Below are 23673 nucleotides of genomic sequence, written 5' to 3' on the forward strand. Positions count from 1 at the left end.
TAAATCTCCGTTCTATAAGGCTTTTCCGTCGCTGCGCGCCTTGACGGTGGTGTGGGCGCATTCCTATAGTGTGCGCAAGTGGCGGAAAGTGGCATGAAGTGGGTTTTATGAGCGCAAAACGCTAAAATTTGGAGAAACGCTGACGTGTTTCGCGGAGCCAACGCTATCAGTCTCGATGCAAAAGGCCGTCTCGCCATGCCGAGCCGGTATCGTGACGAGCTCGTTTCGCGAAGTTCGGGGCAGTTAATCGTCACGATTGATGCTGTTGATCCTTGTTTGTGTGTTTACCCTCTCGACGAGTGGGATCTGATAGAAACCAAACTGCGCGCGCTGCCTTCGCTGCGCGAAGAGAACCGTCGTTTGCAGCGTTTGCTGATTGGTAATGCCGTCGACCTTGAACTCGATGGCAGTGGTCGTTTTCTGGTGCCGCCGCGCCTGCGTGAGTATGCCAAGTTGGATAAACGCGCAATGTTGGTGGGCCAGCTGAACAAGTTCCAACTGTGGGACGAGGATGCCTGGAATGCTGTTTCCGCAGCGGACCTGGCGGCTATTCAACAACCGGGCGCCATGCCTGATGAACTGCGTGATTTGATCCTGTGACTATTGATAGCGGCTTTAACCACATCACCGTGCTGCTTGACGAAGCCGTCGAGGCTCTCGCCGTGCGGCCTGATGGCTGCTATCTGGATGGCACCTTCGGCCGTGGTGGGCATAGCCGGCTGATTCTCAGCAAGCTCGGGGCGCAGGGGCGGCTCCTCGGATTCGACAAAGACCCCCAAGCGATTGCCACCGGGCAAGCGCTAGCGGCCGAAGACGGCCGCTTTGTCGTTGTGCAGCGCAGTTTTGCCGAGCTGGGTTCGGAAGTCGCCGAGCGCGGACTGGCCGGCAAGGTCAGTGGCGTGCTGCTCGACCTGGGCGTGTCGTCACCTCAGTTGGATGATCCAGAGCGCGGCTTCAGTTTTCTCAATGACGGCCCCCTGGACATGCGTATGGATCCGACTCGTGGCATCAGCGCCGCTGAGTTCATCGCCACCGCTCCAGTGGAAGAAATTGCCCGCGTGTTCAAGGAATACGGCGAAGAGCGCTTTTCCGGTCGTATGGCGCGGGCAGTGGTCGAGCGTCGTGAGATCCAGCCTTTCGAACGCACTGCCGATCTGGCTGAAGTGCTCAAGGTGGCCAACCCGGCCTGGGAAAAGGGCAAGAACCCGGCGACCCGGGCTTTCCAGGGCTTGCGCATTCATGTGAACAACGAACTGGGCGATCTGGAGGCGGGCCTGGAAGCCGCGCTGGACGCCCTGGAAGTGGGTGGCCGTCTGGTGGTCATCAGTTTCCATTCCCTGGAAGATCGCATCGTCAAATTGTTCATGCGACGCCTGGTGAAAGGCGAGTCTGACAATCTGCCGCGTAACCTGCCGGTGCGTTTCGAAGCCTTCGTGCCGAAAATCAAGATCCATGGCAAAGCGCAGTTCGCCTCCGAAGCCGAACTCAAGGCCAACCCGCGTGCACGTAGTGCCGTCATGCGTGTGGCGGAGAAGCTTCGGTGAGCAAGCTCTTCGCCAAGCCGCTTCCTGGCGGAAGCTTTTTCATGCTGCTGCTATTCGTTGGGGTGCTGGTGTCCGCGATTGCGGTTTCCTACAGCGCCCACTGGAACCGTTTGCTGCTCAACACGCTGTACGGCGAATTGAGTGTGCGCGACAAGGCTCAGGCTGAATGGGGTCGGTTGATCCTTGAGCAAAGCACCTGGACCGCTCATAGCCGGATTGAAGTACTGGCCACCGAGCAGTTGAAAATGCACATCCCAGGTGCGGCCGAAGTTCGAATGGTGGCGCCATGAAGCTTGAAGGCGCGCTCTATCCCTGGCGTTTTCGCGTGGTGCTGGGTTTGCTGGCGGTCATGGTGTCGGCGATTGGCTGGCGCATCATCGATCTGCAGGTGGTCGATCGTGACTTCCTCAAAGGGCAGGGCGATGCCCGCAGTGTTCGACATATCCCTATTCCCGCGCACCGTGGCTTGATTACCGATCGCAATGGCGAGCCTCTGGCGGTGAGTACGCCAGTGACTACCCTATGGGCCAACGCCAAGGAAATGCAGGTGGCCAAGGATCGTTGGCCAGCACTGGCCATGGCTCTCGGCCAGGACCCCAAGGCGCTGACCGAGCGTCTCGAAGCCCAGGCCAACAAAGAATTCATCTACCTGGTTCGGGGGCTCACTCCGGAGCAGGGGCAGGCTGTGCTCGACCTCAAGGTGCCGGGTGTCTATGGCATCGAGGAATTCCGTCGCTTCTATCCCGCCGGCGAAGTCACTGCGCACATGGTGGGCTTTACCGACATTGACGATCGTGGGCGCGAGGGCGTCGAACTGGCCTATGACGAATGGCTCGCCGGTGTTCCCGGCAAGCGTCAGGTGATCAAGGACCGGCGCGGCAGATTAATCAAGGATGTCCAGGTCACCAAGAACGCCAAGGCCGGCAAGCCCTTGGCGTTGTCGATTGACCTGCGCCTGCAGTATCTGGCCAACCGTGAGTTGCGCAATGCCATCGTCGAGAACGGTGCCAAGGCCGGTAGCCTGGTGATCATGGACGTGAAGTCGGGCGAGATCCTCGCCATGGTCAACCAGCCGACCTATAACCCGAACAACCGTCGCAACCTGCAGCCGGCAATGATGCGCAATCGCGCGATGATCGACGTGTTCGAGCCCGGCTCGACCATGAAGGCGATCTCCATGAGCGCGGCTCTGGAAACCGGGCGCTGGAAGCCCAGCGATACCGTCGAGGTTTATCCGGGCACCCTGCAGTTGGGCAAGTACACCATTCGTGACGTATCCAAGACCGAAGGGCCGGTACTCGATCTGACCGGGATTCTGATCAATTCCAGTAACGTGGGCATGAGCAAGATCGCCTTCGACATTGGCGGCGAGACTATTTTCCGCCTGGCGCAGAAAATCGGTCTGGGCCAGGACACCGGACTCGGTTTCCCTGGTGAGCGTGTCGGCAACCTGCCCAACTACCGGGAATGGCGCAAGGCCGAGACTGCGACTCTGTCCTATGGCTACGGTATTTCCGTGACTGCGATCCAGTTGGTCCATGCGTTCTCCGCATTGGCCAACAATGGGCGTATTGCTCCCCTGACCCTGATCAAATCCGACAAGGCACCGCAAACCACCCAGGTGATCCCGGAAAACGTCGCCAAAACCATGCAGGGCATGCTGCAGCAGGTGATCGAGGCGCCGCGCGGGGTGTTCCGTGCCCAGGTCCCGGCTTACCACGTGGCTGGCAAGAGTGGTACTGCGCGCAAGACTTCGGTGGGCACCAAGGGCTACGCCGAGAACTCCTATCGTTCGTTGTTCGCCGGCTTTGGCCCGATGAGTGATCCGCGCTACGCCATCGTGGTGGTGATCGATGAGCCGAGCAAGGCCGGCTATTTCGGTGGCCTGGTATCGGCACCGGTGTTCAGCAAAGTGATGTCCGGCACCCTGCGCTTGATGAACATCACTCCGGATAACCTGCCGACCACGCAACAGGCCAACGCGGCTCCTGCCACCCCAGTACGAGCCAATGGAGGGCGCGGCTGATGTCTCTTAGCCTGAACAAGATTTTTGCCCACGCCGGTCGCGATCTGCTGATCCGTGAGCTGACCCTGGACAGCCGCAGCGTGCGCGCTGGTGATCTGTTCCTGGCCGTACCTGGCGCCAAGTTCGATGGCCGAGCGCACATTGCCGATGCATTGCAGCGCGGTGCTGCCGCTGTGGCCTACGAGGTGGAAGGGGCTACCGTTTTGCCGCTGACCGATGTACCGCTGATTCCGGTCAAAGGCCTGGCAGCCCAGCTGTCGGACATTGCCGGACGTTTCTACGGTGATCCAAGCCGCCAGTTGAATCTGGTGGGCGTGACCGGTACCAACGGCAAGACCAGTGTCACCCAGTTGGTGGCTCAGGCGCTGGACCTGCTGGGGCAGCGTTGCGGCCTGGTGGGCACCTTGGGCACAGGATTCTACGGTGCGCTGGAAAGCGGTTTGCACACCACGCCGAACCCTATCGCTGTGCAGGCAACTCTGGCTGATCTGAAGAACGCCGGTGCCAAGGCCGTGGCGATGGAAGTCTCGTCCCATGGCCTGGATCAGGGGCGCGTGGCGGCCCTGGCATTCGACGTGGCGGTGCTGACCAACCTGTCCCGAGATCATCTGGACTATCACGGAACCATGCAGGTCTATGGCGCAGCCAAGGCCAAGCTGTTCAATTGGACCGACCTGCGTTGCCGGGTGATCAATCTCGACGACGAGTTCGGCCGGCAACTGGCTGCCGACAAGCACGAATCGCGGTTGATTACCTACAGCCTGGAAGATTCCTCTGCTTATCTGTACTGCCGTGAAGCGAACTTTGACGATGACGGCGTGCGCGCAACACTGGTGACTCCACAGGGTGAACACCATCTGCGCAGCGCGCTGCTGGGGCGCTTCAACCTGAGCAATGTGCTGGCAGCAGTGGGCGCCTTGCTGGGCCTGGAGTATGCCCTGGACGAAATCCTTGCCGTCTTGCCCAAGCTGGAAGGTCCCGCCGGACGCATGCAACGCCTGGGAGGAGGCAACCAGCCGCTGGTGGTGGTGGATTACGCCCATACCCCGGATGCCCTGGAAAAAGTACTCCTGGCCCTGCGTCCTCACGCCAAGGGGCGCCTGCTGTGCCTGTTCGGCTGTGGGGGTGACCGCGATCGCGGCAAACGTCCGTTGATGGCCGAAGTAGTCGAGCGCTTGGCCGACGGCGTGCTGGTGACCGATGACAATCCGCGCAGCGAAGACCCGGCGCAGATCTTCGATGACATCCGCGCCGGCTTCAGCGCGGCGGACAAGGTCGACTTTGTCCCCGGTCGCGGCCTGGCCATCGCCCGTCTGATCGCTGCCGCCGCAGCGGACGATGTGGTGGTGCTGGCGGGCAAGGGGCATGAGGATTATCAGGAGATCAATGGCCAGCGCCATGATTTCTCCGATCTTGCCGAAGCCGACAAGGCTCTGACCGCATGGGAGGTGGCACATGTTTAAAGCCCTGCTGCTCAGTGAAGTCTTGGCTCCGCTGGACGCCCGCCTGATCGCGGGCGATGCGCGTTTTAATGGCGTTAGCATTGATAGTCGGGCCATTCAGGCTGGACAGTTGTTCGTGGCCCTGACCGGTCCGCGTTTCGACGGCCACGATTACTTGAATGAAGTGGCGGCCAAGGGCGCGGTAGCTGCGTTGGTTGAGCGTGAAGTTCCCGACAGCACCCTGCCGCAGTTGCTGGTCAAGGACACACGCCTGGCCCTGGGACAACTGGGTGCTCTTAATCGCGGTGCCTTCACCCGGCCGGTGGCAGCGGTGACCGGTTCCAGCGGCAAGACGACGGTCAAGGAAATGCTCGCCAGCATCCTGCGCACCCGCGGTCCGGTGTTGGCTACCCGAGGCAATCTCAATAATGACCTGGGCGCCCCGTTGACCCTGCTGGAACTGGCGCCTGAGCACAGCGCTGCGGTGATCGAGCTTGGCGCATCGCGTATTGGCGAGATCGCCTACACCGTGGCCATGACCCGTCCCCATGTGGCGATTATCAGCAATGCCGGCACTGCACACGTTGGCGAGTTCGGTGGACCGGAAAAGATTGTTGAGGCCAAGGGCGAGATTCTCGAGGGGCTTGATAGCGCCGGGATTGCTGTCCTCAATCTGGATGACAAGGCATTCCCGATCTGGAAGGCTCGCGCTGCCGGGCGACAAGTTCTGAGTTTTGCCCTGAACGATAGCGCTGCGGATTTCCATGCCTCCGATATAGGCCGCGATGCCCGAGGCTGCCCGTCCTTCAAGTTGCACAGCCCCAAGGGTGTGGAGACGGTGCAATTGAACCTGTTGGGCATCCATAACGTGGCCAACGCCCTGGCCGCCGCTGCGGCCGCCCATGCCATGGGTGTGTCGCTGTTCGGAATCGCCACCGGCTTGAATGCCGTGCAACCGGTCAAGGGCCGTACCGTCGCCCAGTTGGCCAAGAATGGCATGCTGGTGATCGATGACACTTACAACGCAAACCCCACCTCAATGTGTGCCGCCGTTGATATACTCGCCGGCTTTTCCGGCCGCACCGTCCTGGTGCTCGGAGACATCGGCGAGTTGGGCGAGTGGGCGGAGCAGGGGCACCGCGAGGTAGGTGCGTATGCCGCTGGCAAGGTTTCGGCCCTCTACGCCGTGGGCCCGATGATGGCGCATGCCGTCGCCGCGTTTGGCGAGCATGCACGTCACTTCGCCAGCCAGGCTGATCTGATTGCCGCCCTGAACGTCGAGCAAGACCCCAATACCACCATTTTGATCAAGGGATCGCGCAGCGCGGTGATGGAGAACATCGTCGCGGCTTTGTGCGGCTCCCATCTTCAAGAAAAAGACGGAGTGAAACATTAATGCTGCTGCTGCTAGCGGAGTACCTGCAACAGTTCTACAAAGGCTTCGCGGTCTTTCAGTACCTGACCCTGCGCGGGATTCTCGGGGTACTGACTGCGCTGTCTTTGGCGCTGTGCCTGGGTCCGTGGATGATCCGTACGCTGCAGAACCGGCAGATCGGCCAGGCCGTGCGTAACGACGGCCCGCAGTCCCACCTGTCCAAGTCGGGTACGCCGACCATGGGTGGCGCGCTGATCCTTTCCGCGATCGGTATCAGCACCCTGCTCTGGGCCGACCTTCGCAACCACTATGTGTGGGTGGTGCTGGTGGTGACCCTGGCCTTTGGGGCCATCGGCTGGGTGGACGACTACCGCAAGGTGATCGAGAAGAATTCCCGTGGTCTGCCTAGTCGCTGGAAGTATTTCTGGCAATCGGTGTTCGGCCTTGGTGCTGCGGTCTTCCTTTATATGACTGCCCAGAGCCCGGTGGAAACCACCCTGCTGATCCCGATGCTCAAGGATGTGAGCATTCCTTTGGGTGCCGGTTTCGTGGTCCTGACCTACTTCGTCATCGTCGGTTCGAGTAACGCGGTCAACCTGACCGACGGCCTTGATGGCCTGGCGATCATGCCGACCGTGATGGTCGGTGGCGCGCTGGGGATCTTCTGCTACCTCTCGGGTAACGTGAAGTTCGCCGAGTACCTGCTGATTCCTTATGTACCAGGGGCGGGCGAGCTGATTGTCTTCTGCGGCGCGTTGATTGGTGCCGGTCTGGGCTTCCTCTGGTTCAACACCTATCCGGCACAAGTCTTCATGGGCGATGTCGGCGCACTGGCGCTGGGCGCGGCCCTGGGCACCATTGCAGTGATCGTCCGTCAGGAAATCGTCCTGTTCATCATGGGCGGTGTGTTCGTGATGGAGACCCTGTCGGTGGTAATCCAGGTGGCCTCTTTCAAATTGACCGGTCGCCGGGTATTTCGCATGGCGCCGATCCATCACCACTTTGAACTCAAGGGCTGGCCCGAGCCACGGGTGATCGTCCGTTTCTGGATCATCACCGTGATTCTCGTGTTGATCGGCCTTGCCACCCTGAAGCTGAGGTAGAACGAGTGTCTCTGATCGCTTCTGACCACTTCCGCATCATTGTCGGCCTCGGCAAGAGCGGCATGTCCCTGGTTCGCTTCCTGGCGAACCGGGGCGTTGCTTTTGCGGTGGCCGATACGCGGGAAAATCCACCTGAGCTGGCCACGTTGCGTCGTGACTATCCCCAGGTGGAAGTGCGTTGTGGCGAGCTGGATGTCGATTTCCTGTGCCGCGCCGACGAGCTCTACGTGAGCCCCGGCCTGGCCCTGGCGACTCCGGCCCTGCAGGCCGCTGCTGCCCGTGGCGTGAAATTGTCCGGCGACATCGAGCTGTTCGCGCGTAACGCGAAGGCGCCGATCGTTGCCATCAGCGGTTCCAACGCGAAAAGCACCGTGACCACTCTGGTGGGCGAGATGGCCGCCGCGGCGGGCAAACGCGTCGCTGTGGGCGGCAACCTGGGCACCCCGGCCCTGGACCTGCTCAGCGACGACGTCGAGCTGTACGTGATGGAACTGTCCAGCTTCCAGTTGGAAACCACCGATCAGTTGGGCGCCGAAGTGGCCACTGTGCTGAACATCAGCGAAGACCATATGGACCGCTACAGCGGCCTGCCGGCCTACCACCTGGCCAAGCACCGGATCTTCCGTGGCGCGCGGCAAGTGGTGGTCAATCGTCAGGACGCCCTGACCCGGCCGCTGCTCAGCGAGAATCTGCCGTGCTGGAGCTTCGGCCTGGGCAAGCCGGACTTCAAGGGCTTCGGCCTGCGGGAAGAGAACGGCGAGAAGTACCTGGCCTTTGAATTCCAGAATCTGCTGCCGGTGCGCGAACTGAAGATCCGCGGCGCCCACAACCAGTCCAACGCTCTTGCGGCCCTGGCCCTGGGTCATGCCGTGGGCTTGCCGTTCGACGCCATGCTGTCGGCCCTGCGCGCATTCGCCGGCCTTGAGCACCGTTGCCAGTGGGTGCGGGATGTGGATGGCGTGGGGTATTACAACGACTCCAAGGCCACCAACGTCGGCGCCGCATTGGCTGCCATCGAAGGCCTGGGGGCCGACATCGACGGCAAGATCGTGCTGATCGCTGGTGGTGATGGCAAGGGTGCTGAATTCAAGGACCTGCGTGATCCGGTTGCGGCCAACTGCCGCGCGGTGATCCTGATGGGCCGCGACTCCGACAAGATCGGCGCTGCCATCGGGGATGCCGTGCCGCTGATTCGTGCCAGCTCGCTGGTGGAGGCGGTAACGCAATGCCGCGCTGTCGCACAGCCAGGCGACGTGGTGCTGTTGTCGCCCGCCTGCGCCAGTTTCGACATGTTCAAGAATTACGAAGACCGTGGTCACCAGTTCGTCCGTGTCGTGGAGGAGCTGGCATGAATCTGAGAAACATCATCAAGCCTTATCCGTCTCCGCTGATCACCGGGCGCGGTATCGACCTTGATTTCCCGATGCTCGCCGGCTGTCTGACCCTGCTGGGCCTGGGGCTGGTGATGATTGCCTCGGCCTCCACCGAAGTGGCGGCGGCGCAGTCGGGCAGTGCCCTGTACTACATGATTCGCCACCTGATCTACATCGTGCTGGGGCTGGGTGCGTGCATCGTCACCATGATGATTCCGATTGCCACCTGGCAGCGTCTGGGCTGGATGATGCTGATCGGGGCCTTCGGTCTGCTGGTGATGGTGATCGTTCCGGGGATCGGCCGCGAAGTGAACGGTTCGATGCGCTGGATCGGCTTCAGCTTCTTCAACGTCCAGCCTTCGGAGATCGCCAAGGTATTTGTGGTGATCTACCTCGCCGGCTACCTGGTGCGACGGCAGAAGGAAGTGCGTGAGAGCTGGATGGGCTTCTTCAAGCCGTTCATCGTGCTGCTGCCGATGGCCGGACTGTTGCTGATGGAGCCGGACTTCGGCGCCACCGTGGTCATGATGGGCGCCGCTGCGGCCATGCTGTTCCTGGGCGGTGTCGGACTGTTCCGCTTTTCCCTGATGGTGGTCCTGGCGGTGGCGGCGGTGGTCCTGCTGATTCAGATGCAGCCTTATCGAATGGCGCGTCTGACCAACTTTGCCGACCCCTGGGCCGACCAGTTCGGTGCCGGTTATCAATTGTCCCAGGCGCTGATCGCCTTTGGTCGCGGTGAGTGGCTGGGCGTCGGCCTGGGCAACAGTGTGCAGAAGCAGTTCTACCTGCCGGAAGCCCACACCGACTTCGTGTTCTCGGTCCTGGCCGAAGAACTGGGTGCCGTGGGTTCCCTGTGCACCGTGGCGCTGTTCGTATTCGTCTGTATTCGTGGCATGTACATCGGCCTGTGGGCCGAGAAAGCCAAGCAGTTTTTTGCCGCCTATGTGGCTTATGGCCTGTCGTTCCTGTGGATCGGCCAGTTCCTGATCAATATCGGCGTGAACGTCGGCCTGTTGCCGACCAAGGGCCTGACCCTGCCGTTTCTCAGTTATGGCGGTAGCTCGTTGGTGATCTGCTGCGCCTGTCTCGGCCTGCTGTTGCGCATCGAGTGGGAGAGCAGGACTCACTTGGGCAGCGAAGAGATGGAGTTCAGTGAAAGTGACTTTGCCGAGGAGCCGCTCCATGGGCGCTAACGTGCTGATCATGGCCGGCGGCACCGGTGGCCACGTGTTCCCGGCGCTGGCCTGTGCCCGCGAGTTCCAGGCCCGTGGCTACAGCGTGCACTGGCTGGGCACCCCGCGGGGAATCGAGAACGAACTGGTTCCGGCTGCGGGCTTGCCGCTGCACCTGATCAACGTCAGCGGTTTGCGTGGCAAGGGCAAGCTGTCCCTGCTCAAGGCGCCGTTCGTCCTGATCAAGGCGGTGCTTCAGGCCCGAAGGATCATTCGCCAGCTCAAGCCGGTCTGCGTGCTGGGTTTTGGCGGTTATGTGACCGGCCCTGGCGGTGTTGCCGCCAAGTTGTCCGGAGTGCCGGTCATCGTTCACGAACAGAACGCGGTTGCCGGTACCGCCAATCGGCTGCTGGTGCCTTTGGCTGCGCGAGTCTGCGAAGCTTTCCCGGACACCTTCGGGGCCTCCGGCAGCCGCCGCACCACGGGCAATCCGGTACGCACCGAACTGTTCCTCGAAACACCGCGCGAGGCCCTGGCCGGACGCAAGGCGCGTTTACTGATCCTGGGCGGAAGCCTGGGGGCAGAGCCGTTGAACAAATTACTGCCGGAAGCCCTGGCACAGGTCGCCCCCGAGCTGCGCCCGGAGGTGTTCCACCAGGCCGGTAAAAACCACGATGAAGTCACTGCAGAGCGCTATCGCGCCGCCGGCGTCGACGCGCAGGTGCAGCCCTTTATCAAAGACATGGCCCAAGCCTATGGCTGGGCCGACCTGGTGGTCTGTCGCGCAGGTGCGCTGACTGTCAGCGAACTGGCCGCCGCCGGTCTGCCCTCGATGCTGGTGCCGCTGCCCCATGCGATCGACGATCACCAGACCCGCAACGCCGAATATTTGGCTCGTGAAGGCGCCGCTTTCCTGATGCCGCAAAGAACGACTGGTGCAGCGGACCTTGCCGCTCGCCTGACAGAGGTTTTGATGCAACCAGAACGACTCGACAACATGGCTCAGGCCGCCCGCCGCCTGGCCAAGCCCGGCGCCACCCACGATGTAGTGAACATCTGCCTGGAGGTGGCCCATGGTTGAGAATCAGAAAGCCATGCCGCAGCCGGAAATGCGCCGTATCCGCCGTATCCACTTCGTCGGTATCGGTGGCGTGGGCATGTGCGGGATCGCTGAAGTGCTGCTCAACCTGGGTTACCAAGTCTCGGGCTCCGATCTCAAGGCGTCGCCGGTCACCGAGCGCCTGGAATCCTTTGGTGCACAGATCTTCATTGGCCACCGTGCCGAGAACGCCGCGAACGCCGATGTGCTGGTGGTTTCCAGCGCCGTGAACACCTCCAACCCGGAAGTCGCCACTGCGCTGGAACGACGCATTCCGGTGGTGCCGCGGGCGGAAATGCTCGCCGAGCTGATGCGCTACCGTCACGGCGTTGCTGTGGCCGGCACCCACGGCAAGACCACCACCACCAGCCTGCTGGCCTCGGTGTTCGCCGCCGGCGGCCTGGACCCGACTTTCGTCATTGGTGGCCGGTTGAATGCCGCGGGCACCAATGCCCAACTGGGCACCAGCCGTTACCTGATTGCCGAAGCCGACGAAAGCGATGCCAGCTTCCTGCACCTGCAGCCGCTGGTGGCGGTGGTCACCAATATCGACGCCGATCATATGGCGACCTACGACGGTGACTTCAACAAACTGAAGAAAACCTTCGTCGATTTCCTGCACAACCTGCCGTTCTACGGGCTGGCGGTGATGTGCCTGGACGATCCGGTGGTGCGCGATATCCTGCCGCTGGTCAAGCGTCCTACCGTGACCTATGGCTTCAGCGAAGAAGCGGACGTGCGCGCGATCAATGTACGTCAGCAGGGCATGCAGACTTTCTTCACCGTGCTGCGTCGCGACCGCGAACCGCTGGATGTCTCGGTGAACATGCCGGGCAACCACAACGTGCTCAACTCCCTGGCGACCATCTGCATCGCCACTGACGAAGGCATCAGCGACGAAGCCATTGTCCAGGGCCTGTCGGGCTTCCAGGGCGTGGGCCGGCGTTTCCAGGTCTACGGCGAACTGCCGGTGGAAGGCGGCAACGTGATGTTGGTGGACGACTATGGCCACCACCCGACCGAAGTCGCCGCGGTAATCAAGGCCGTGCGTGGCGGCTGGCCGGAACGCCGTCTGGTGATGGTCTACCAGCCACACCGCTTCAGCCGTACCCGCGATCTGTATGACGACTTCGTGCAAGTGCTGGCCGATGCCAACGTCCTGCTGTTGATGGAGGTCTACCCGGCTGGTGAAGAGCCGATCCCGGGAGCGGACAGTCGTCAGCTGTGCCATAGCATTCGCCAGCGTGGCCAGCTGGACCCGATCTACATCGAACGTGGCGTCGACCTGGCGCCGCTGGTCAAGCCGTTGCTGCGCGCTGGTGACATCCTGCTGTGTCAGGGTGCCGGCGATATCGGTGGCCTGGCGCCAAAACTGCTCAACAGCCCGCTGTTCGCTGGTGCTGTGCCTGCTGGCAAGGGAGTGCTGAAATGACCGCTGCCTACGCCAAGCTGTTTTCCACCGTGGCGCCGAGCGATTTCGGTCGCGTTGCGGTGCTGTATGGCGGCAAGAGCGCCGAGCGCGAAGTATCGCTGAAGTCCGGCAAGGCCGTGCTCGAAGCCCTGCAGAGTGGGGGCGTCGATGCATTCGGTATCGACGTTGGCGACGATCTGCTGCAGCGCCTCTTGAGCGAGAAGATCGATCGCGCCTTCATCATTCTTCATGGTCGCGGCGGTGAAGACGGCAGCATGCAGGGCCTGCTGGAGTGCCTGGGCATTCCTTATACCGGCAGCGGCATCCTCGCTTCGGCCCTGGCCATGGACAAGCTGCGCACCAAGCAGGTGTGGCACAGCCTGGGTATTCCGACGCCGCGCCACGCGGTACTTGGCTCCGAGGCCGACTGTATTTCCGCGGTGGCGGAACTGGGCCTGCCTTTGATCGTCAAACCGGCTCATGAAGGCTCCAGTATCGGTATGGCCAAGGTGACGTCCGCGTCTGAGTTGATCGACGCATGGAAGGCGGCCAGTACCTACGATTCGCAAGTGTTGGTCGAACAATGGATCCAGGGTCCGGAGTTCACCATCGCGACCCTGCGTGGTCAGGTGCTGCCACCGATCGCCCTGGGCACTCCTCATACGTTTTACGACTACGACGCCAAGTACCTGGCTTCCGATACCCAGTACCGGATTCCATGCGGCCTCGATAGCACCAAGGAACAGGAACTGATGGACCTCACGGCGAAAGCCTGTGAGGCGCTCGGTATTGCCGGTTGGGCACGTGCCGATGTGATGCAGGATGCCCAGGGGCAGTTCTGGTTCCTGGAAGTGAACACCGCTCCCGGAATGACCGATCACAGTCTGGTGCCGATGGCCGCTCGTGCGGCCGGTCTAGATTTCCAGCAGCTGGTATTGGCCATCCTGGCAGCCAGTCTTGAGGCGAGAGGTTAAGTCCATGCAAGGCGCGTCGCTTCGTCATCAGCAACCCGCACCCGGCCGCAAGCCGGTGCCGCGGGGTGCCAGCCGGATGGTGGCCAAAGAGCCGATGTCGGTGCGCCTGCCGAAAGCCAACTTCGGCTTTCTGAAAAGCCTGTTCTGGCCGGTACTGCTGGTGGCGCTGGGGTTTGGCACCTATGAAGGTGCCCAGCGCTTGCTGCCATATGCCGACCGGCCGATCACCAAGATCGCGGTGCAGGGGGACTTGAGCTACATCAGCCAGCAGGCGGTGCAGCAGCGGATCGCGCCCTATGTCGCGGCGAGCTTCTTCACCATCGACCTGGCGAGCATGCGCACCGAGCTGGAACAGATGCCCTGGATCGCTCACGCCGAAGTACGTCGGGTGTGGCCGGACCAGGTTGTGATTCGCCTGGAAGAACAACTGCCGGTGGCCCGCTGGGGCGACGAGGCGCTGTTGAACAACCAGGGCCAGGCCTTCACCCCGCGTGAACTGGCGAACTACGAACACTTGCCGCAGTTGTTCGGGCCGCAGCGGGCCCAGCAGCAAGTGATGCAGCAGTATCAGGTGTTGAGCCAGATGCTGCGGCCGCTGGGCTTTTCGATCGCCCGTCTGGAGCTGCGCGAGCGCGGCAGTTGGTTCCTGACCACCGGTGCCGGCAGTGCCGGTCCCGGCATCGAGTTGCTCCTGGGTCGCGATCATCTGGTGGAGAAGATGCGCCGCTTCATTGCCATTTATGAAAAAACGCTGAAAGAACAGATCACGAACATCGCGCGCATCGATCTGCGCTATGCCAACGGCCTCGCCGTCGGCTGGCGCGATCCAGCGGCACCCACGACGGCGCAACCCGCCGTCGCGAAGAATTAAGAAGAGGCAGGACCATGGCAAATGTGCAAAGCGGCAAAATGATCGTCGGCCTGGATATCGGCACCTCCAAGGTGGTGGCGCTGGTGGGCGAAGTCGCGGCCGATGGCTCGCTGGAAATCGTTGGCATCGGCACTCATCCTTCCCGCGGCCTGAAGAAGGGCGTGGTGGTGAACATCGAGTCCACCGTGCAGTCGATCCAGCGCGCGGTTGAAGAAGCGCAACTGATGGCGGGCTGCCGCATCCACTCGGCGTTCGTCGGTGTGGCGGGCAATCACATCCGCAGCCTGAACTCCCACGGCATCGTGGCGATCCGCGACCGTGAAGTCAGTTCGGCGGACCTGGAGCGGGTACTGGATGCGGCACAGGCCGTGGCGATCCCGGCTGACCAGCGGGTCCTGCACACCCTGCCGCAGGATTACGTGATCGATAACCAGGAAGGCGTGCGTGAGCCTTTGGGCATGTCCGGCGTGCGCCTGGAAGCCAAGGTGCACGTGGTCACCTGCGCGGTGAATGCCGCGCAGAACATCGAGAAGTGCGTACGCCGCTGCGGCCTGGAAATCGACGACATCATCCTCGAACAACTGGCTTCGGCCTATTCGGTACTCACCGACGACGAGAAAGAGCTGGGCGTGTGCCTGGTGGACATCGGCGGCGGCACCACCGACATGGCGATCTTCACCGAAGGCGCGATCCGTCACACCGCGGTGATCCCGATTGCCGGCGACCAAGTGACCAACGACATCGCCATGGCCCTGCGCACGCCGACCCAGTACGCCGAAGAGATCAAGATCCGTTACGCCTGCGCCCTGGCCAAGCTGGCCGGTGCCGGCGAGACCATCAAGGTGCCGAGCGTTGGCGACCGTCCGCCGCGCGAGCTGTCGCGCCAGGCCCTGGCCGAAGTGGTCGAGCCGCGTTACGACGAACTCTTCACCCTGATCCAGGCCGAGCTGCGTCGCAGCGGCTACGAAGACCTGATCCCGGCGGGCATCGTGCTCACCGGTGGCACCTCGAAGATGGAGGGCGCTGTTGAATTGGCCGAGGAAATTTTCCACATGCCGGTTCGCCTGGGCGTGCCCCACAGTGTCAAGGGCCTGTCCGACGTGGTGCGCAACCCGATCTATTCCACCGGCGTCGGCCTGCTGCTGTACGGACTGCAGAAACAGTCCGACGGCATCTCGTTCTCCGGCATCGGCAGCCGCGACAGCTACAGCAGCGACGAACCCAAGGCCGCCTTGCTCGATCGCATCAAGAGCTGGGTGCAGGGCAACTTCTAAAGATTTACCGCAACACCGTTTCAGAGCAGTAGGCAGTAGGCGAAAAACTAGAGAAATGAAAGGAGAGGGAAAATGTTCGAACTCGTAGACAACATCCCGCAGAGTCCGGTAATCAAGGTTATCGGTGTTGGCGGTGGCGGCGGCAACGCGGTCAATCACATGGTCAAGAGCAACATTGAAGGCGTCGAGTTCATTTGCGCCAACACTGACGCTCAAGCGCTGAAAAACATCGGCGCGCGGACCATCCTGCAACTGGGTACCGGTGTGACCAAGGGCCTGGGTGCGGGTGCCAATCCGGAAGTCGGCCGTCAAGCCGCTCTGGAAGACCGCGAGCGTATCGCCGAAGTATTGGCGGGCACCAACATGGTGTTCATCACCACTGGCATGGGCGGCGGTACCGGTACCGGTGCGGCGCCAATCATTGCTGAAGTGGCCAAGGAAATGGGCATCCTCACCGTCGCGGTGGTGACCCGTCCGTTCCCGTTCGAAGGCCGCAAGCGCATGCAGATCGCCGATGAGGGCATCCGCGCGCTGAGCGAAAGCGTCGACTCGTTGATCACCATCCCCAACGAGAAGCTGCTGACCATCCTCGGTAAGGACGCCAGCCTGCTGTCGGCTTTCGCCAAGGCTGACGACGTGTTGGCCGGTGCCGTTCGCGGTATCTCCGACATCATCAAGCGTCCGGGCATGATCAACGTCGACTTCGCCGACGTACGTACCGTGATGAGCGAAATGGGCATGGCGATGATGGGCACTGGCTGCGCTAGCGGTCCTAACCGTGCGCGTGAAGCCACTGAAGCGGCGATCCGCAACCCGCTGCTGGAAGACGTGAACCTGGAAGGTGCGCGCGGCATCCTGGTGAACATCACCGCCGGTCCTGACCTGTCCCTGGGTGAGTACTCCGACGTGGGTAGCATCATCGAAGCCTTCGCTTCCGAACACGCCATGGTCAAGGTCGGTACCGTTATCGATCCGGACATGCGTGACGAGCTGCATGTAACCGTAGTGGCCACCGGCCTGGGCGCGAAAATCGAGAAGCCTGTGAAGGTCATCGACAACACCGTTCAGACTTCCATGTCCGCACAGTCGCAAGCGCCAGCCCCTGCTCGTCAGGAACTGCCGTCGGTGAACTACCGTGACCTGGATCGTCCGACTGTCATGCGCAATCAGGCGCAGTCGAACGCGGCGACCGCGGCGAAGCTGAATCCGCAAGATGATCTGGATTACCTGGACATCCCGGCATTCCTGCGTCGTCAGGCCGATTGATGGAATGTATCAGGGGTATTAGGGTGATTGGTGTTCAGCAAAGGCATGGTCTGCTATTATCGCCAGCCTTTGTTGATACCAGTTCGCAATTTGCGCTGAAGCGGCCCAAGCCATGATTAAACAACGCACCCTGAAGAATATTATCCGTGCCACAGGTGTAGGCCTGCATTCCGGGGAGAAGGTATACCTGACCCTCAAGCCTGCGCCTGTCGACACCGGCATTGTGTTTTGTCGTGCCGACCTGGACCCTGTGGTGCAGATTCCTGCTCGCGCGGAAAATGTTGGCGAAACCACGATGTCGACCACTCTGGTCAACGGTGACGTCAAAGTGGACACGGTGGAGCACTTGCTCTCGGCCATGGCTGGCCTGGGCATCGATAACGCCTACGTCGAGCTCTCCGCGTCCGAAGTCCCGATCATGGATGGTAGTGCCGGACCCTTCGTATTCCTGATTCAATCTGCTGGCCTCGAAGAACAGGACGCAGCTAAAAAGTTCATCCGCATCCTTCGTGAAGTGACCGTGGAAGACGGCGACAAGCGCGCCACTTTCGTGCCTTTCGATGGTTTTAAAGTGAGCTTCGAGATCGATTTCGATCACCCGGTTTTCCGTGACCGCACCCAGAGTGCAAGCGTGGACTTCTCCAGCACTTCGTTTGTAAAAGAAGTCAGCCGCGCCCGTACCTTTGGTTTCATGAGTGACATCGAGTACCTGCGCAAGCACAACCTCGCACTCGGCGGCAGCGTGGAAAACGCCATTGTGGTCGATTCGGATGGCGTACTGAATGAAGACGGCCTTCGTTACGAAGACGAATTCGTCAAGCACAAGATCCTGGATGCAATTGGTGACCTCTACCTGCTGGGCAATAGCCTGATAGGCGAGTTCAAAGGCTTCAAGTCGGGCCACGCACTGAACAACCAGCTACTGCGCAAGTTGATTGAGCAGAAAGATGCCTGGGAAGTCGTGACCTTCGAAGACGCCAGTACTGCACCGATCTCTTACATGCGTCCGGTCGCGGCCGTGTAAGTACTCTCTCTTTCCTTTTGTTTTTGAAGGCCATCCCCCCGGATGGCCTTTTTTTATGCCTGAGGTTTCAGGCGCTGCGCGGGTAGCCGCTGTAGGACATGTTGGAAACCACCCGATTGCGACCGCTGTGCTTGGCCTGATACAGCGCCTTGTCGGCGTCGCTCACCCATTGTTCCAGAGCGATATCGGGATGGCCTGACCAGGTGTTGATGCCAATGCTCACGGTCAGGGGCGTGGCCTGCTCGCTGACGGCCGGCAAGGCGGCGATGCTGGCGCGGATCTTCTCCGCCAGGACTGCGGCGCCGGCACTGTCGGTCCCCGGCAGGACGACCGCAAACTCCTCGCCGCCAAAGCGTGCCGCCAGGTCCGACGGCCGCCCGACGCACGCATCCATGCATTGCGCCACCGCACGCAGGGCCTGGTCTCCCAGCGGATGGCCGAAGCGGTCGTTGAAGGATTTGAAGTGATCGACGTCGATCATCAATAGCGACAACGGCAGATGGGTGCGTCGGGCCCGCGCCCATTCATTGCTCAGCACCTGATCCAGGGTACGACGATTGGCCACGCCGGTGAGGGCGTCGACGGCCGCCAGGCGCGCCAGCGCCTGCTCGGCGTTCTGTCGGCGCCGCAGTTCGCGACACAGTTGCCAGGTCAGCCAGAACAGAGCGATGCACAGCCCCCCAGTGGCGCCGCTGATCAGCAGCGCGGTGCGTTGCCAGGCAGCGAAGACCTCGTCTATGGACAGCGCGACAATCACGATCAGCGGCAGATCGCCGACCTGGGAAAAGGTGTACAGGCGTTGCATCTGATCAACACTGGAAACGCTTATGAAGCTGCCATTGCCTTCGCGCAGGATGCGCACGAAGTTGGGACGATTGCTGAAGCTCTTGCCAATCAGGTCGTCCGCCAGGGGCGGCTGTTGGGCCAGCAGTACTCCATCGCGGCTGATCAGATTGATCGAGCCGTTGCGCCCGATATCCAGATTCTTGAACAGCTCGTTGAAGTAGCTCAGGCGCATGGCCGCTTCGGCCACTCCGATGAACTGGCCATGCTCATCGCTGAGCCGCCGGCTGAAGCTGATCCGCCAATCGTGATCGGCGCCGCGGGCACGGAATGGCGGACTGATCATCATGCCCGGGTCCGGATTGTCGATGTGCGATCGAAAGTACTCGCGATCGGCGTAGTTGCCTGTGCGTGGCACGACCGAGGCCGAGTCGGCCAGCACGTCGCCATGCTTGTCCAGCAGCAGGATATCGCCCTTGTAGGGCGCTGCCGTGGCCCGATCGAACAGTGCCAGATGACGGATGGAAGCCGAAACATTCTTGAGGTCGTCGCGTTGCGTGGCGTCGATCAGGCCCTTGACTGACAGGTCGTAGAGCTCGACGTTGCGCAACACATCGGCATCGATCAGCTGCACGATGTTGTTCGCGGCACGGGTCGCCGCCTGCTTGGCAGCCGCGTGTTCGCGGATCAACAGGTAGGTGACGATGCTGAGAATGGCCACGACGATCAGCGAGCTGGCCAGGACCACCAGGCGTTCCGTCTTTGACGCGATTTTCCCTGTGCGAGGGGGCGCACTGCTCACGTTCATGATTTTGATTTCTGCTACGTCGACAGGTGTCAGTCTAGTGTGGACGTGGGCTACAGAAATCGGTCACGCCGTCGCGCTTGTATAAATCCCGGAAACAAAAAAGGCCAGCAAAACATGCTGGCCTTTTTTGCCTGACGCGCCTTAGAAGACGTTGATCGGGTAGTCGATGATCACTCGGTATTCATCGGTGTCGTTATCCAGCGCGCCGTAACCGTTGCCGCCACGGTTGGTCGCCCATTGCAGGCGTACGGCGAGGTCCTTGGCGCTGCCGCCCTGGACCACGTACTTCAGATCCAGATCGCGTTCCCAGTGCTTGGCGTTCTTGCCGTCGGCACTGTACCAGGAGGCGTAGCCACGGCTTTGCGGATCGACCTTGGTCAGGTCCAGTTCACCGCGGGAGTAGGACAGCGACGAAGTCAGGCCCGGCAGGCCGAGGCCGGCGAAATCGTAGGCGTACTTGAGCTTCCACGAGCGCTCGTTGGGGCCGTTGAAATCCGAGTATTGCTGGGAGTTGTCCAGGTAGATGCTGTCGCCTTGAGCGATGTAGTCGAATGGCGTGTTGCCGTTGACCCGCTGGTAGGCGGCAGTGACGCTGTGACTGCCCACGCCGACGGTGAAGTGCAGGCTGTAGGTGTTGTTGTCGATGTTGCCCAGCAGGGCCTGGCCGGTGTCCTGGGTGTGATAGAAGTGCAAGCCAGGGTTGAGGCTGACCAGGTCGTTGACCGCGTAGGTGTAGTCCAGGTCGTAGTAGTACTGGTTCCAGATGTCCTTGAGTTCGGCGGCGTAGAGATTGCTGGTCAGCCCCGGAACGCCGCTCCAGGCCACCCCGGCCCAGTTCAGGTGCCGGCTCTCGTCGCCATCGCGCAGGCTGCCGTAGGAGCTGCCGATGCGTTTGTGTCCGCTCTGGTTGTAGGGTTTGGTGAAGCTGGCCTGGCCGCCCTCGAGCATCCAGCCGTCGAAGCTGCGGTTGGTCAGGCTGACGCCGCGGAACGTCTGCGGCAGCATGCGGCTCATGCCGCCGGCAATCACCGGGTTGTTGAGGAACAGGTCGCCGGCCTTGAGCTCGGTGTCGAAGGCTCGCATCTTCAAGGTGGCGCCGGCGGTGGAGAACGCTCCGGGCGCTTTTCCGTTGCCATCGCTGATGGGCAGGATGCTCGAACTGTCGGTGCCGCCACCGCCATCGAGCTTGAGGCCGAGCATGGCATTGGCATCCAGGCCGAAACCCACGGTGCCCTGGGTGTAGCCGGACTCGAAGACACCGAGCAAACCCTGGCCCCACTCGATGTTGTCATCCGCCTGCTGCTGGCGGTTGCGGTTCATGTAGTAGTTGCGCGCATTGAGCTTGAGGCTCGAACCGGCGATGAAGCCTTCGTTCTTGCTCTCTTCGCCGGCCTGGGCCGAGGCGGGGATCGTTGCAGCGATTGCAATGAATAGTGGGCTGATTCTCAGCGTGGTCCTGAACAACGTGTAGCTCCTTTGGTGAATGAACTTGGATTTTTATTGTGAATTCGCGAGTTGCTTGCTCTGGGCCCGACGCCTCGGGCGCGGGTTCTTGCATGGCAAAAAAAAGCCGCTGAAGTCAGCGGCTTTAAGACAACTTGCTCCGGGGTTGAAAGCAGAGAAGTTGTCGAGGGAAACGAGTCGGTAGCGCGGATCAGCTGTCTTTTCGAGCGTCGCTCTGGCTTTGCTCGGCCGTGACTTTCTGGGCTTGCTGACTGTTTTGCTGCTGGGCGGCCTGGGCGATCTGGGCTTGTTCGAAGGCGGCGGCGCGTGCGGCATTTCTGGCCACGAATCCCTGGGATTCCTCGGCCATGGCCATTGGCACCACGAACAGGGAAGACAAAACAAAGGCGCTGGCGATACCCATACTGTTGGACATTTCTGAAGACCTTCTTGCGGAGCAAGTTCAATTCGGTGCGACAAAAATATAACCAGTGGGCTGCAGGAAAAAGAGTCGAACAGGATAAGGACTGTTACCAAAAAAACAACAGTTGCTGCTGGCTTGCCAGCGCAAGCGTCATATCGTCTTGCAGCGGATGTGTTGACGTCTTCGCTGGGCGGCCAGCCGGCGCCTACAGAATCCGCCACTCAGAGAGGCAGATAGAGCCCAAAGGTATTGACGCCCCGGTCGCTGCGCACGAAAACGTCGCCACCGTGCATCAGGGCGATGGCCTTGACGATGGCCAGCCCCAGGCCATGGTTGGCGCCGCTGTTGCTGCGCGAGGCGTCGACCCGGTAGAAGCGCTCGAACAACCTGGGCAGGTGTTCACTGGCAATGCTCTGGCCCGGATTGCTCACGGCGATCGTCACCTGATGTTCCTGCACCTCGATCCGTACTCGGATCACTTCGCCCGCCGCCGTGTGCTGCACGGCATTGCTCAGCAGGTTGATCAGGGCCCGGCGCAGGTGGGCAATCTCGATCCGCACCTGGGCATCGCCCTGGACCTCGACCCGTACCTGGGCGTCTTCGAGGATGAAATCCAGGTAGTCCAGGGTGGTGGCCACTTCCGCCGCCAGGGAGGTGCTGGTGAGCTTGGTGGCCTTGCTGCCCTGGTCGGCGCTGGCCAGGAACAGCATGTCGTTGACGATGGAGCGCAGCCGTTCCAGTTCTTCAAGGTTGGATTGCAGCACTTCGAAGTAATGCTCCGCCGAGCGGCCACGGGTCAGGGCCACCTGGGTCTGGCCGATCAGGTTGGTCAGCGGCGAGCGCAGTTCGTGGGCGACGTCGGCGTTGAACGATTCCAGGCGTGAGTAGGCCTGCTCGACCCGTTCCAGGGTGGAGTTGAAGGAGTTGACGAACTGGCTCAGCTCCGGGGGCAGGGGCGAGAGTTGCAGGCGCCCGGACAGCCGTGGCGGTGCCAGGCGCTGGGCCTCCTGGGACAGCTTGATCAGCGGCTTGAGGCCGATCCGCGCTACCCAGTAACCCAGGGCCGAGGCCAGCACGACGCCGACGATGGCCAGGCCGATCAGCGCCATCAGCAAGTGGTGCTGGGTCTGGTGAAAGGTGTCGGTCTCGATGGCGATCAAAAAGCGCAGGGGCGGGCGTTGTTCCTTGGCCGGCAACTGGCTGACCAGCACCTTCAACGGATAGGGATGGTCGCTCAGGTTCAGGTCGCGCATGCCTAACGGCCCTTCGGCGAATGCACGGATCTGCGGGTCCGGGTTGCCGTATTCATAACCGGCGTCGTCGCTCACCGCCCAGAAACGGATGCGCCTGTCTTCCTCGCTGAGCAGCTTGAGCTTGGCGTTGATCTTGGCCCAGTGTTCCGGATTGCCGTAGCGGTTCAGGGCCGACTCCAGCACGCTGTAGCGCGCGTCCAGCTCGGCTTCTGGCAGCAGCCCCAGGCCCTTGTCCACCTGTTGATAAAGGGCACCGCCAATCAGCAGGAAGATCAGCAGGGCCACCAGGGTGAACAGCCCGCTCAGGCGCAGGGCGATGGAGTTACTCGCCACTGCGGTTCTCCAGCACATACCCCATGCCGCGGATGGTGTGCAGCAGCTTGTGCTCGAAAGGTCCGTCGAGCTTGGCCCGCAGGCGCTTGATCGCCACTTCGACGACATTCGCGTCGCTGTCGAAATTGATGTCCCAGACCATCTCGGCAATCGAGGTCTTGGACAGGATCTCGCCCTGGCGCCGGGCCAGCACGCTGAGCAGCGAGAACTCCTTGGCGGTGAGGTCCAGGCGGGTGCCGGCGCGACTGGCCTTGCGGCTGATGAGGTCGATCCACAGGTCGGCGATGCTGATCTGTACCGGCTCGTGCCCGCCACTGCGGCGGGTCAGGGCCTGCAGGCGCGCCACCAGTTCAAGGAAGGAAAAGGGCTTGCCCAGGTAATCGTCGGCACCCTCGCGCAGGCCGCGAATCCGGTCCTCGACGCGCTCGCGGGCGGTGAGCATGATCACCGGAGTCTGCTTGCGCGCGCGCAATGCCCGCAGCACGCCAAAACCGTCCAGCCCGGGGAGCATGACATCCAGCACGATCACCGCGTAGTCGCTTTCCAGCGCCAGGTGCAGCCCCTCGATGCCATCCCGGGCCAGGTCGACGGTGTAACCCTGCTCGGTCAGCCCGCGGTGCAGATAGTCCGCGGTTTTTTCTTCGTCTTCGATAATCAGAACGCGCATGACCCGCC

The 23673-nt window shown here is 61.6% G+C and carries 21 protein-coding genes; 16 read left to right on the top strand and 5 right to left on the bottom strand.

Annotated elements, in window-relative coordinates; translation table 11 throughout:
• Positions 1-144 precede the first annotated feature (144 nt).
• The 16 genes from mraZ to lpxC all read left to right on the top strand — a co-directional run bounded on the left by mraZ (position 145) and on the right by lpxC (position 17954).
• Positions 145-600 (top strand): division/cell wall cluster transcriptional repressor MraZ, encoded by a 456-nt coding sequence (mraZ, locus tag BLV47_RS04845; protein ID WP_092310506.1) that lies wholly within the window; start codon positions 145-147, stop codon positions 598-600.
• On the top strand, positions 597-1544 hold the full coding sequence (gene rsmH, locus BLV47_RS04850; protein ID WP_047306014.1) for a 16S rRNA (cytosine(1402)-N(4))-methyltransferase RsmH: 948 nt from the start codon (positions 597-599) through the stop codon (positions 1542-1544). The genes mraZ and rsmH overlap by 4 nt, the downstream gene beginning before the upstream one ends.
• A complete protein-coding gene (ftsL, locus tag BLV47_RS04855; protein WP_016966657.1) occupies positions 1541-1834 on the top strand; it encodes a cell division protein FtsL in 294 nt (97 codons plus the stop codon). Before rsmH ends, ftsL begins: the two co-directional genes overlap by 4 nt.
• On the top strand, positions 1831-3570 hold the full coding sequence (locus BLV47_RS04860) for a peptidoglycan D,D-transpeptidase FtsI family protein (RefSeq protein ID WP_092310509.1): 1740 nt from the start codon (positions 1831-1833) through the stop codon (positions 3568-3570). Before ftsL ends, BLV47_RS04860 begins: the two co-directional genes overlap by 4 nt.
• Entirely contained in the window at positions 3570-5033 is a 1464-nt protein-coding gene (locus tag BLV47_RS04865; protein ID WP_092310512.1) for a UDP-N-acetylmuramoyl-L-alanyl-D-glutamate--2,6-diaminopimelate ligase, read from the top strand. Before BLV47_RS04860 ends, BLV47_RS04865 begins: the two co-directional genes overlap by 1 nt.
• Complete coding sequence (locus BLV47_RS04870; protein WP_092310515.1) at positions 5026-6408, top strand: UDP-N-acetylmuramoyl-tripeptide--D-alanyl-D-alanine ligase; 1383 nt, start codon at positions 5026-5028, stop codon at positions 6406-6408. The genes BLV47_RS04865 and BLV47_RS04870 overlap by 8 nt, the downstream gene beginning before the upstream one ends.
• The gene (mraY, locus tag BLV47_RS04875) at positions 6408-7490 is read left to right on the top strand and encodes a phospho-N-acetylmuramoyl-pentapeptide-transferase (protein ID WP_092310518.1); all 1083 of its coding nucleotides are present in this window, start codon (positions 6408-6410) and stop codon (positions 7488-7490) included. The genes BLV47_RS04870 and mraY overlap by 1 nt, the downstream gene beginning before the upstream one ends.
• A 5-nt stretch (positions 7491-7495) precedes the next feature.
• Positions 7496-8842: a UDP-N-acetylmuramoyl-L-alanine--D-glutamate ligase gene (gene murD / locus BLV47_RS04880; protein WP_092310521.1), complete on the top strand. Its 1347-nt coding sequence runs from the start codon at positions 7496-7498 to the stop codon at positions 8840-8842.
• Positions 8839-10056, top strand: coding sequence for a putative lipid II flippase FtsW (gene ftsW / locus BLV47_RS04885; protein ID WP_092310524.1), 1218 nt, complete (start codon positions 8839-8841; stop codon positions 10054-10056). Before murD ends, ftsW begins: the two co-directional genes overlap by 4 nt.
• Positions 10046-11116 (top strand): undecaprenyldiphospho-muramoylpentapeptide beta-N-acetylglucosaminyltransferase, encoded by a 1071-nt coding sequence (gene murG, locus BLV47_RS04890; protein WP_092310527.1) that lies wholly within the window; start codon positions 10046-10048, stop codon positions 11114-11116. Before ftsW ends, murG begins: the two co-directional genes overlap by 11 nt.
• Positions 11109-12566: a UDP-N-acetylmuramate--L-alanine ligase gene (murC, locus tag BLV47_RS04895; RefSeq protein WP_092310530.1), complete on the top strand. Its 1458-nt coding sequence runs from the start codon at positions 11109-11111 to the stop codon at positions 12564-12566. The genes murG and murC overlap by 8 nt, the downstream gene beginning before the upstream one ends.
• Positions 12563-13519 (top strand): D-alanine--D-alanine ligase, encoded by a 957-nt coding sequence (locus tag BLV47_RS04900; RefSeq protein ID WP_092310533.1) that lies wholly within the window; start codon positions 12563-12565, stop codon positions 13517-13519. Before murC ends, BLV47_RS04900 begins: the two co-directional genes overlap by 4 nt.
• Positions 13520-13523: 4 nt before the next feature.
• Positions 13524-14390 (top strand): cell division protein FtsQ/DivIB, encoded by an 867-nt coding sequence (locus tag BLV47_RS04905; RefSeq protein WP_016966667.1) that lies wholly within the window; start codon positions 13524-13526, stop codon positions 14388-14390.
• A gap of 14 nt (positions 14391-14404) precedes the next feature.
• Positions 14405-15664, top strand: a complete 1260-nt coding sequence (ftsA, locus tag BLV47_RS04910; protein WP_011063306.1) for a cell division protein FtsA — start codon at positions 14405-14407, stop codon at positions 15662-15664.
• A gap of 72 nt (positions 15665-15736) precedes the next feature.
• Positions 15737-16930 carry a cell division protein FtsZ gene (gene ftsZ, locus BLV47_RS04915; protein ID WP_011063305.1) on the top strand — a complete coding sequence of 398 codons (1194 nt, stop codon included), beginning with the start codon at positions 15737-15739 and terminating at the stop codon, positions 16928-16930.
• Positions 16931-17042: 112 nt separating this feature from the next.
• Positions 17043-17954 (top strand): UDP-3-O-acyl-N-acetylglucosamine deacetylase, encoded by a 912-nt coding sequence (gene lpxC / locus BLV47_RS04920; protein WP_011063304.1) that lies wholly within the window; start codon positions 17043-17045, stop codon positions 17952-17954.
• Positions 17955-18021: 67 nt separating this feature from the next.
• Here the strand turns inward: lpxC and BLV47_RS04925 are convergent, their stop codons facing one another.
• From BLV47_RS04925 to BLV47_RS04945, 5 genes are all read right to left on the bottom strand, one after another.
• Positions 18022-19545: a sensor domain-containing diguanylate cyclase gene (locus tag BLV47_RS04925; protein ID WP_092310536.1), complete on the bottom strand. Its 1524-nt coding sequence runs from the start codon at positions 19543-19545 to the stop codon at positions 18022-18024.
• A 141-nt stretch (positions 19546-19686) separates the two neighbouring features.
• Positions 19687-21009: an OprD family porin gene (locus BLV47_RS04930; protein WP_092310539.1), complete on the bottom strand. Its 1323-nt coding sequence runs from the start codon at positions 21007-21009 to the stop codon at positions 19687-19689.
• Between the two features lie 190 nt (positions 21010-21199).
• Entirely contained in the window at positions 21200-21424 is a 225-nt protein-coding gene (locus BLV47_RS04935) for a hypothetical protein (protein ID WP_092310542.1), read from the bottom strand.
• Positions 21425-21633: 209 nt separating this feature from the next.
• Positions 21634-22998 carry a heavy metal sensor histidine kinase gene (locus BLV47_RS04940; RefSeq protein ID WP_092310545.1) on the bottom strand — a complete coding sequence of 455 codons (1365 nt, stop codon included), beginning with the start codon at positions 22996-22998 and terminating at the stop codon, positions 21634-21636.
• Positions 22988-23665: a heavy metal response regulator transcription factor gene (locus BLV47_RS04945; protein WP_092310548.1), complete on the bottom strand. Its 678-nt coding sequence runs from the start codon at positions 23663-23665 to the stop codon at positions 22988-22990. Before BLV47_RS04945 ends, BLV47_RS04940 begins: the two co-directional genes overlap by 11 nt.
• Between the last annotated feature and the right edge of the window lie 8 nt (positions 23666-23673).

Source organism: Pseudomonas saponiphila (assembly GCF_900105185.1).
In the GTDB taxonomy this organism is placed as follows: domain Bacteria; phylum Pseudomonadota; class Gammaproteobacteria; order Pseudomonadales; family Pseudomonadaceae; genus Aquipseudomonas; species Aquipseudomonas saponiphila.

What these genes read in the sequence shown, in the direction of transcription:
- BLV47_RS04860 (WP_092310509.1), top strand. Translation starts at nt 1,831, where the DNA reads ATGAAGCTTGAAGGCGCGCTCTATCCCTGGCGTTTTCGCGTGGTGCTG.
- BLV47_RS04865 (WP_092310512.1), top strand. Translation starts at nt 3,570, where the DNA reads ATGTCTCTTAGCCTGAACAAGATTTTTGCCCACGCCGGTCGCGATCTG.
- BLV47_RS04870 (WP_092310515.1), top strand. Translation starts at nt 5,026, where the DNA reads ATGTTTAAAGCCCTGCTGCTCAGTGAAGTCTTGGCTCCGCTGGACGCC.
- mraY (WP_092310518.1), top strand. Translation starts at nt 6,408, where the DNA reads ATGCTGCTGCTGCTAGCGGAGTACCTGCAACAGTTCTACAAAGGCTTC.
- ftsW (WP_092310524.1), top strand. Translation starts at nt 8,839, where the DNA reads ATGAATCTGAGAAACATCATCAAGCCTTATCCGTCTCCGCTGATCACC.
- murG (WP_092310527.1), top strand. Translation starts at nt 10,046, where the DNA reads ATGGGCGCTAACGTGCTGATCATGGCCGGCGGCACCGGTGGCCACGTG.
- murC (WP_092310530.1), top strand. Translation starts at nt 11,109, where the DNA reads ATGGTTGAGAATCAGAAAGCCATGCCGCAGCCGGAAATGCGCCGTATC.
- BLV47_RS04900 (WP_092310533.1), top strand. Translation starts at nt 12,563, where the DNA reads ATGACCGCTGCCTACGCCAAGCTGTTTTCCACCGTGGCGCCGAGCGAT.
- BLV47_RS04905 (WP_016966667.1), top strand. Translation starts at nt 13,524, where the DNA reads ATGCAAGGCGCGTCGCTTCGTCATCAGCAACCCGCACCCGGCCGCAAG.
- ftsA (WP_011063306.1), top strand. Translation starts at nt 14,405, where the DNA reads ATGGCAAATGTGCAAAGCGGCAAAATGATCGTCGGCCTGGATATCGGC.
- ftsZ (WP_011063305.1), top strand. Translation starts at nt 15,737, where the DNA reads ATGTTCGAACTCGTAGACAACATCCCGCAGAGTCCGGTAATCAAGGTT.
- lpxC (WP_011063304.1), top strand. Translation starts at nt 17,043, where the DNA reads ATGATTAAACAACGCACCCTGAAGAATATTATCCGTGCCACAGGTGTA.
- BLV47_RS04925 (WP_092310536.1), bottom strand. Translation starts at nt 19,545, where the DNA reads ATGAACGTGAGCAGTGCGCCCCCTCGCACAGGGAAAATCGCGTCAAAG.
- BLV47_RS04935 (WP_092310542.1), bottom strand. Translation starts at nt 21,424, where the DNA reads ATGTCCAACAGTATGGGTATCGCCAGCGCCTTTGTTTTGTCTTCCCTG.
- BLV47_RS04945 (WP_092310548.1), bottom strand. Translation starts at nt 23,665, where the DNA reads ATGCGCGTTCTGATTATCGAAGACGAAGAAAAAACCGCGGACTATCTG.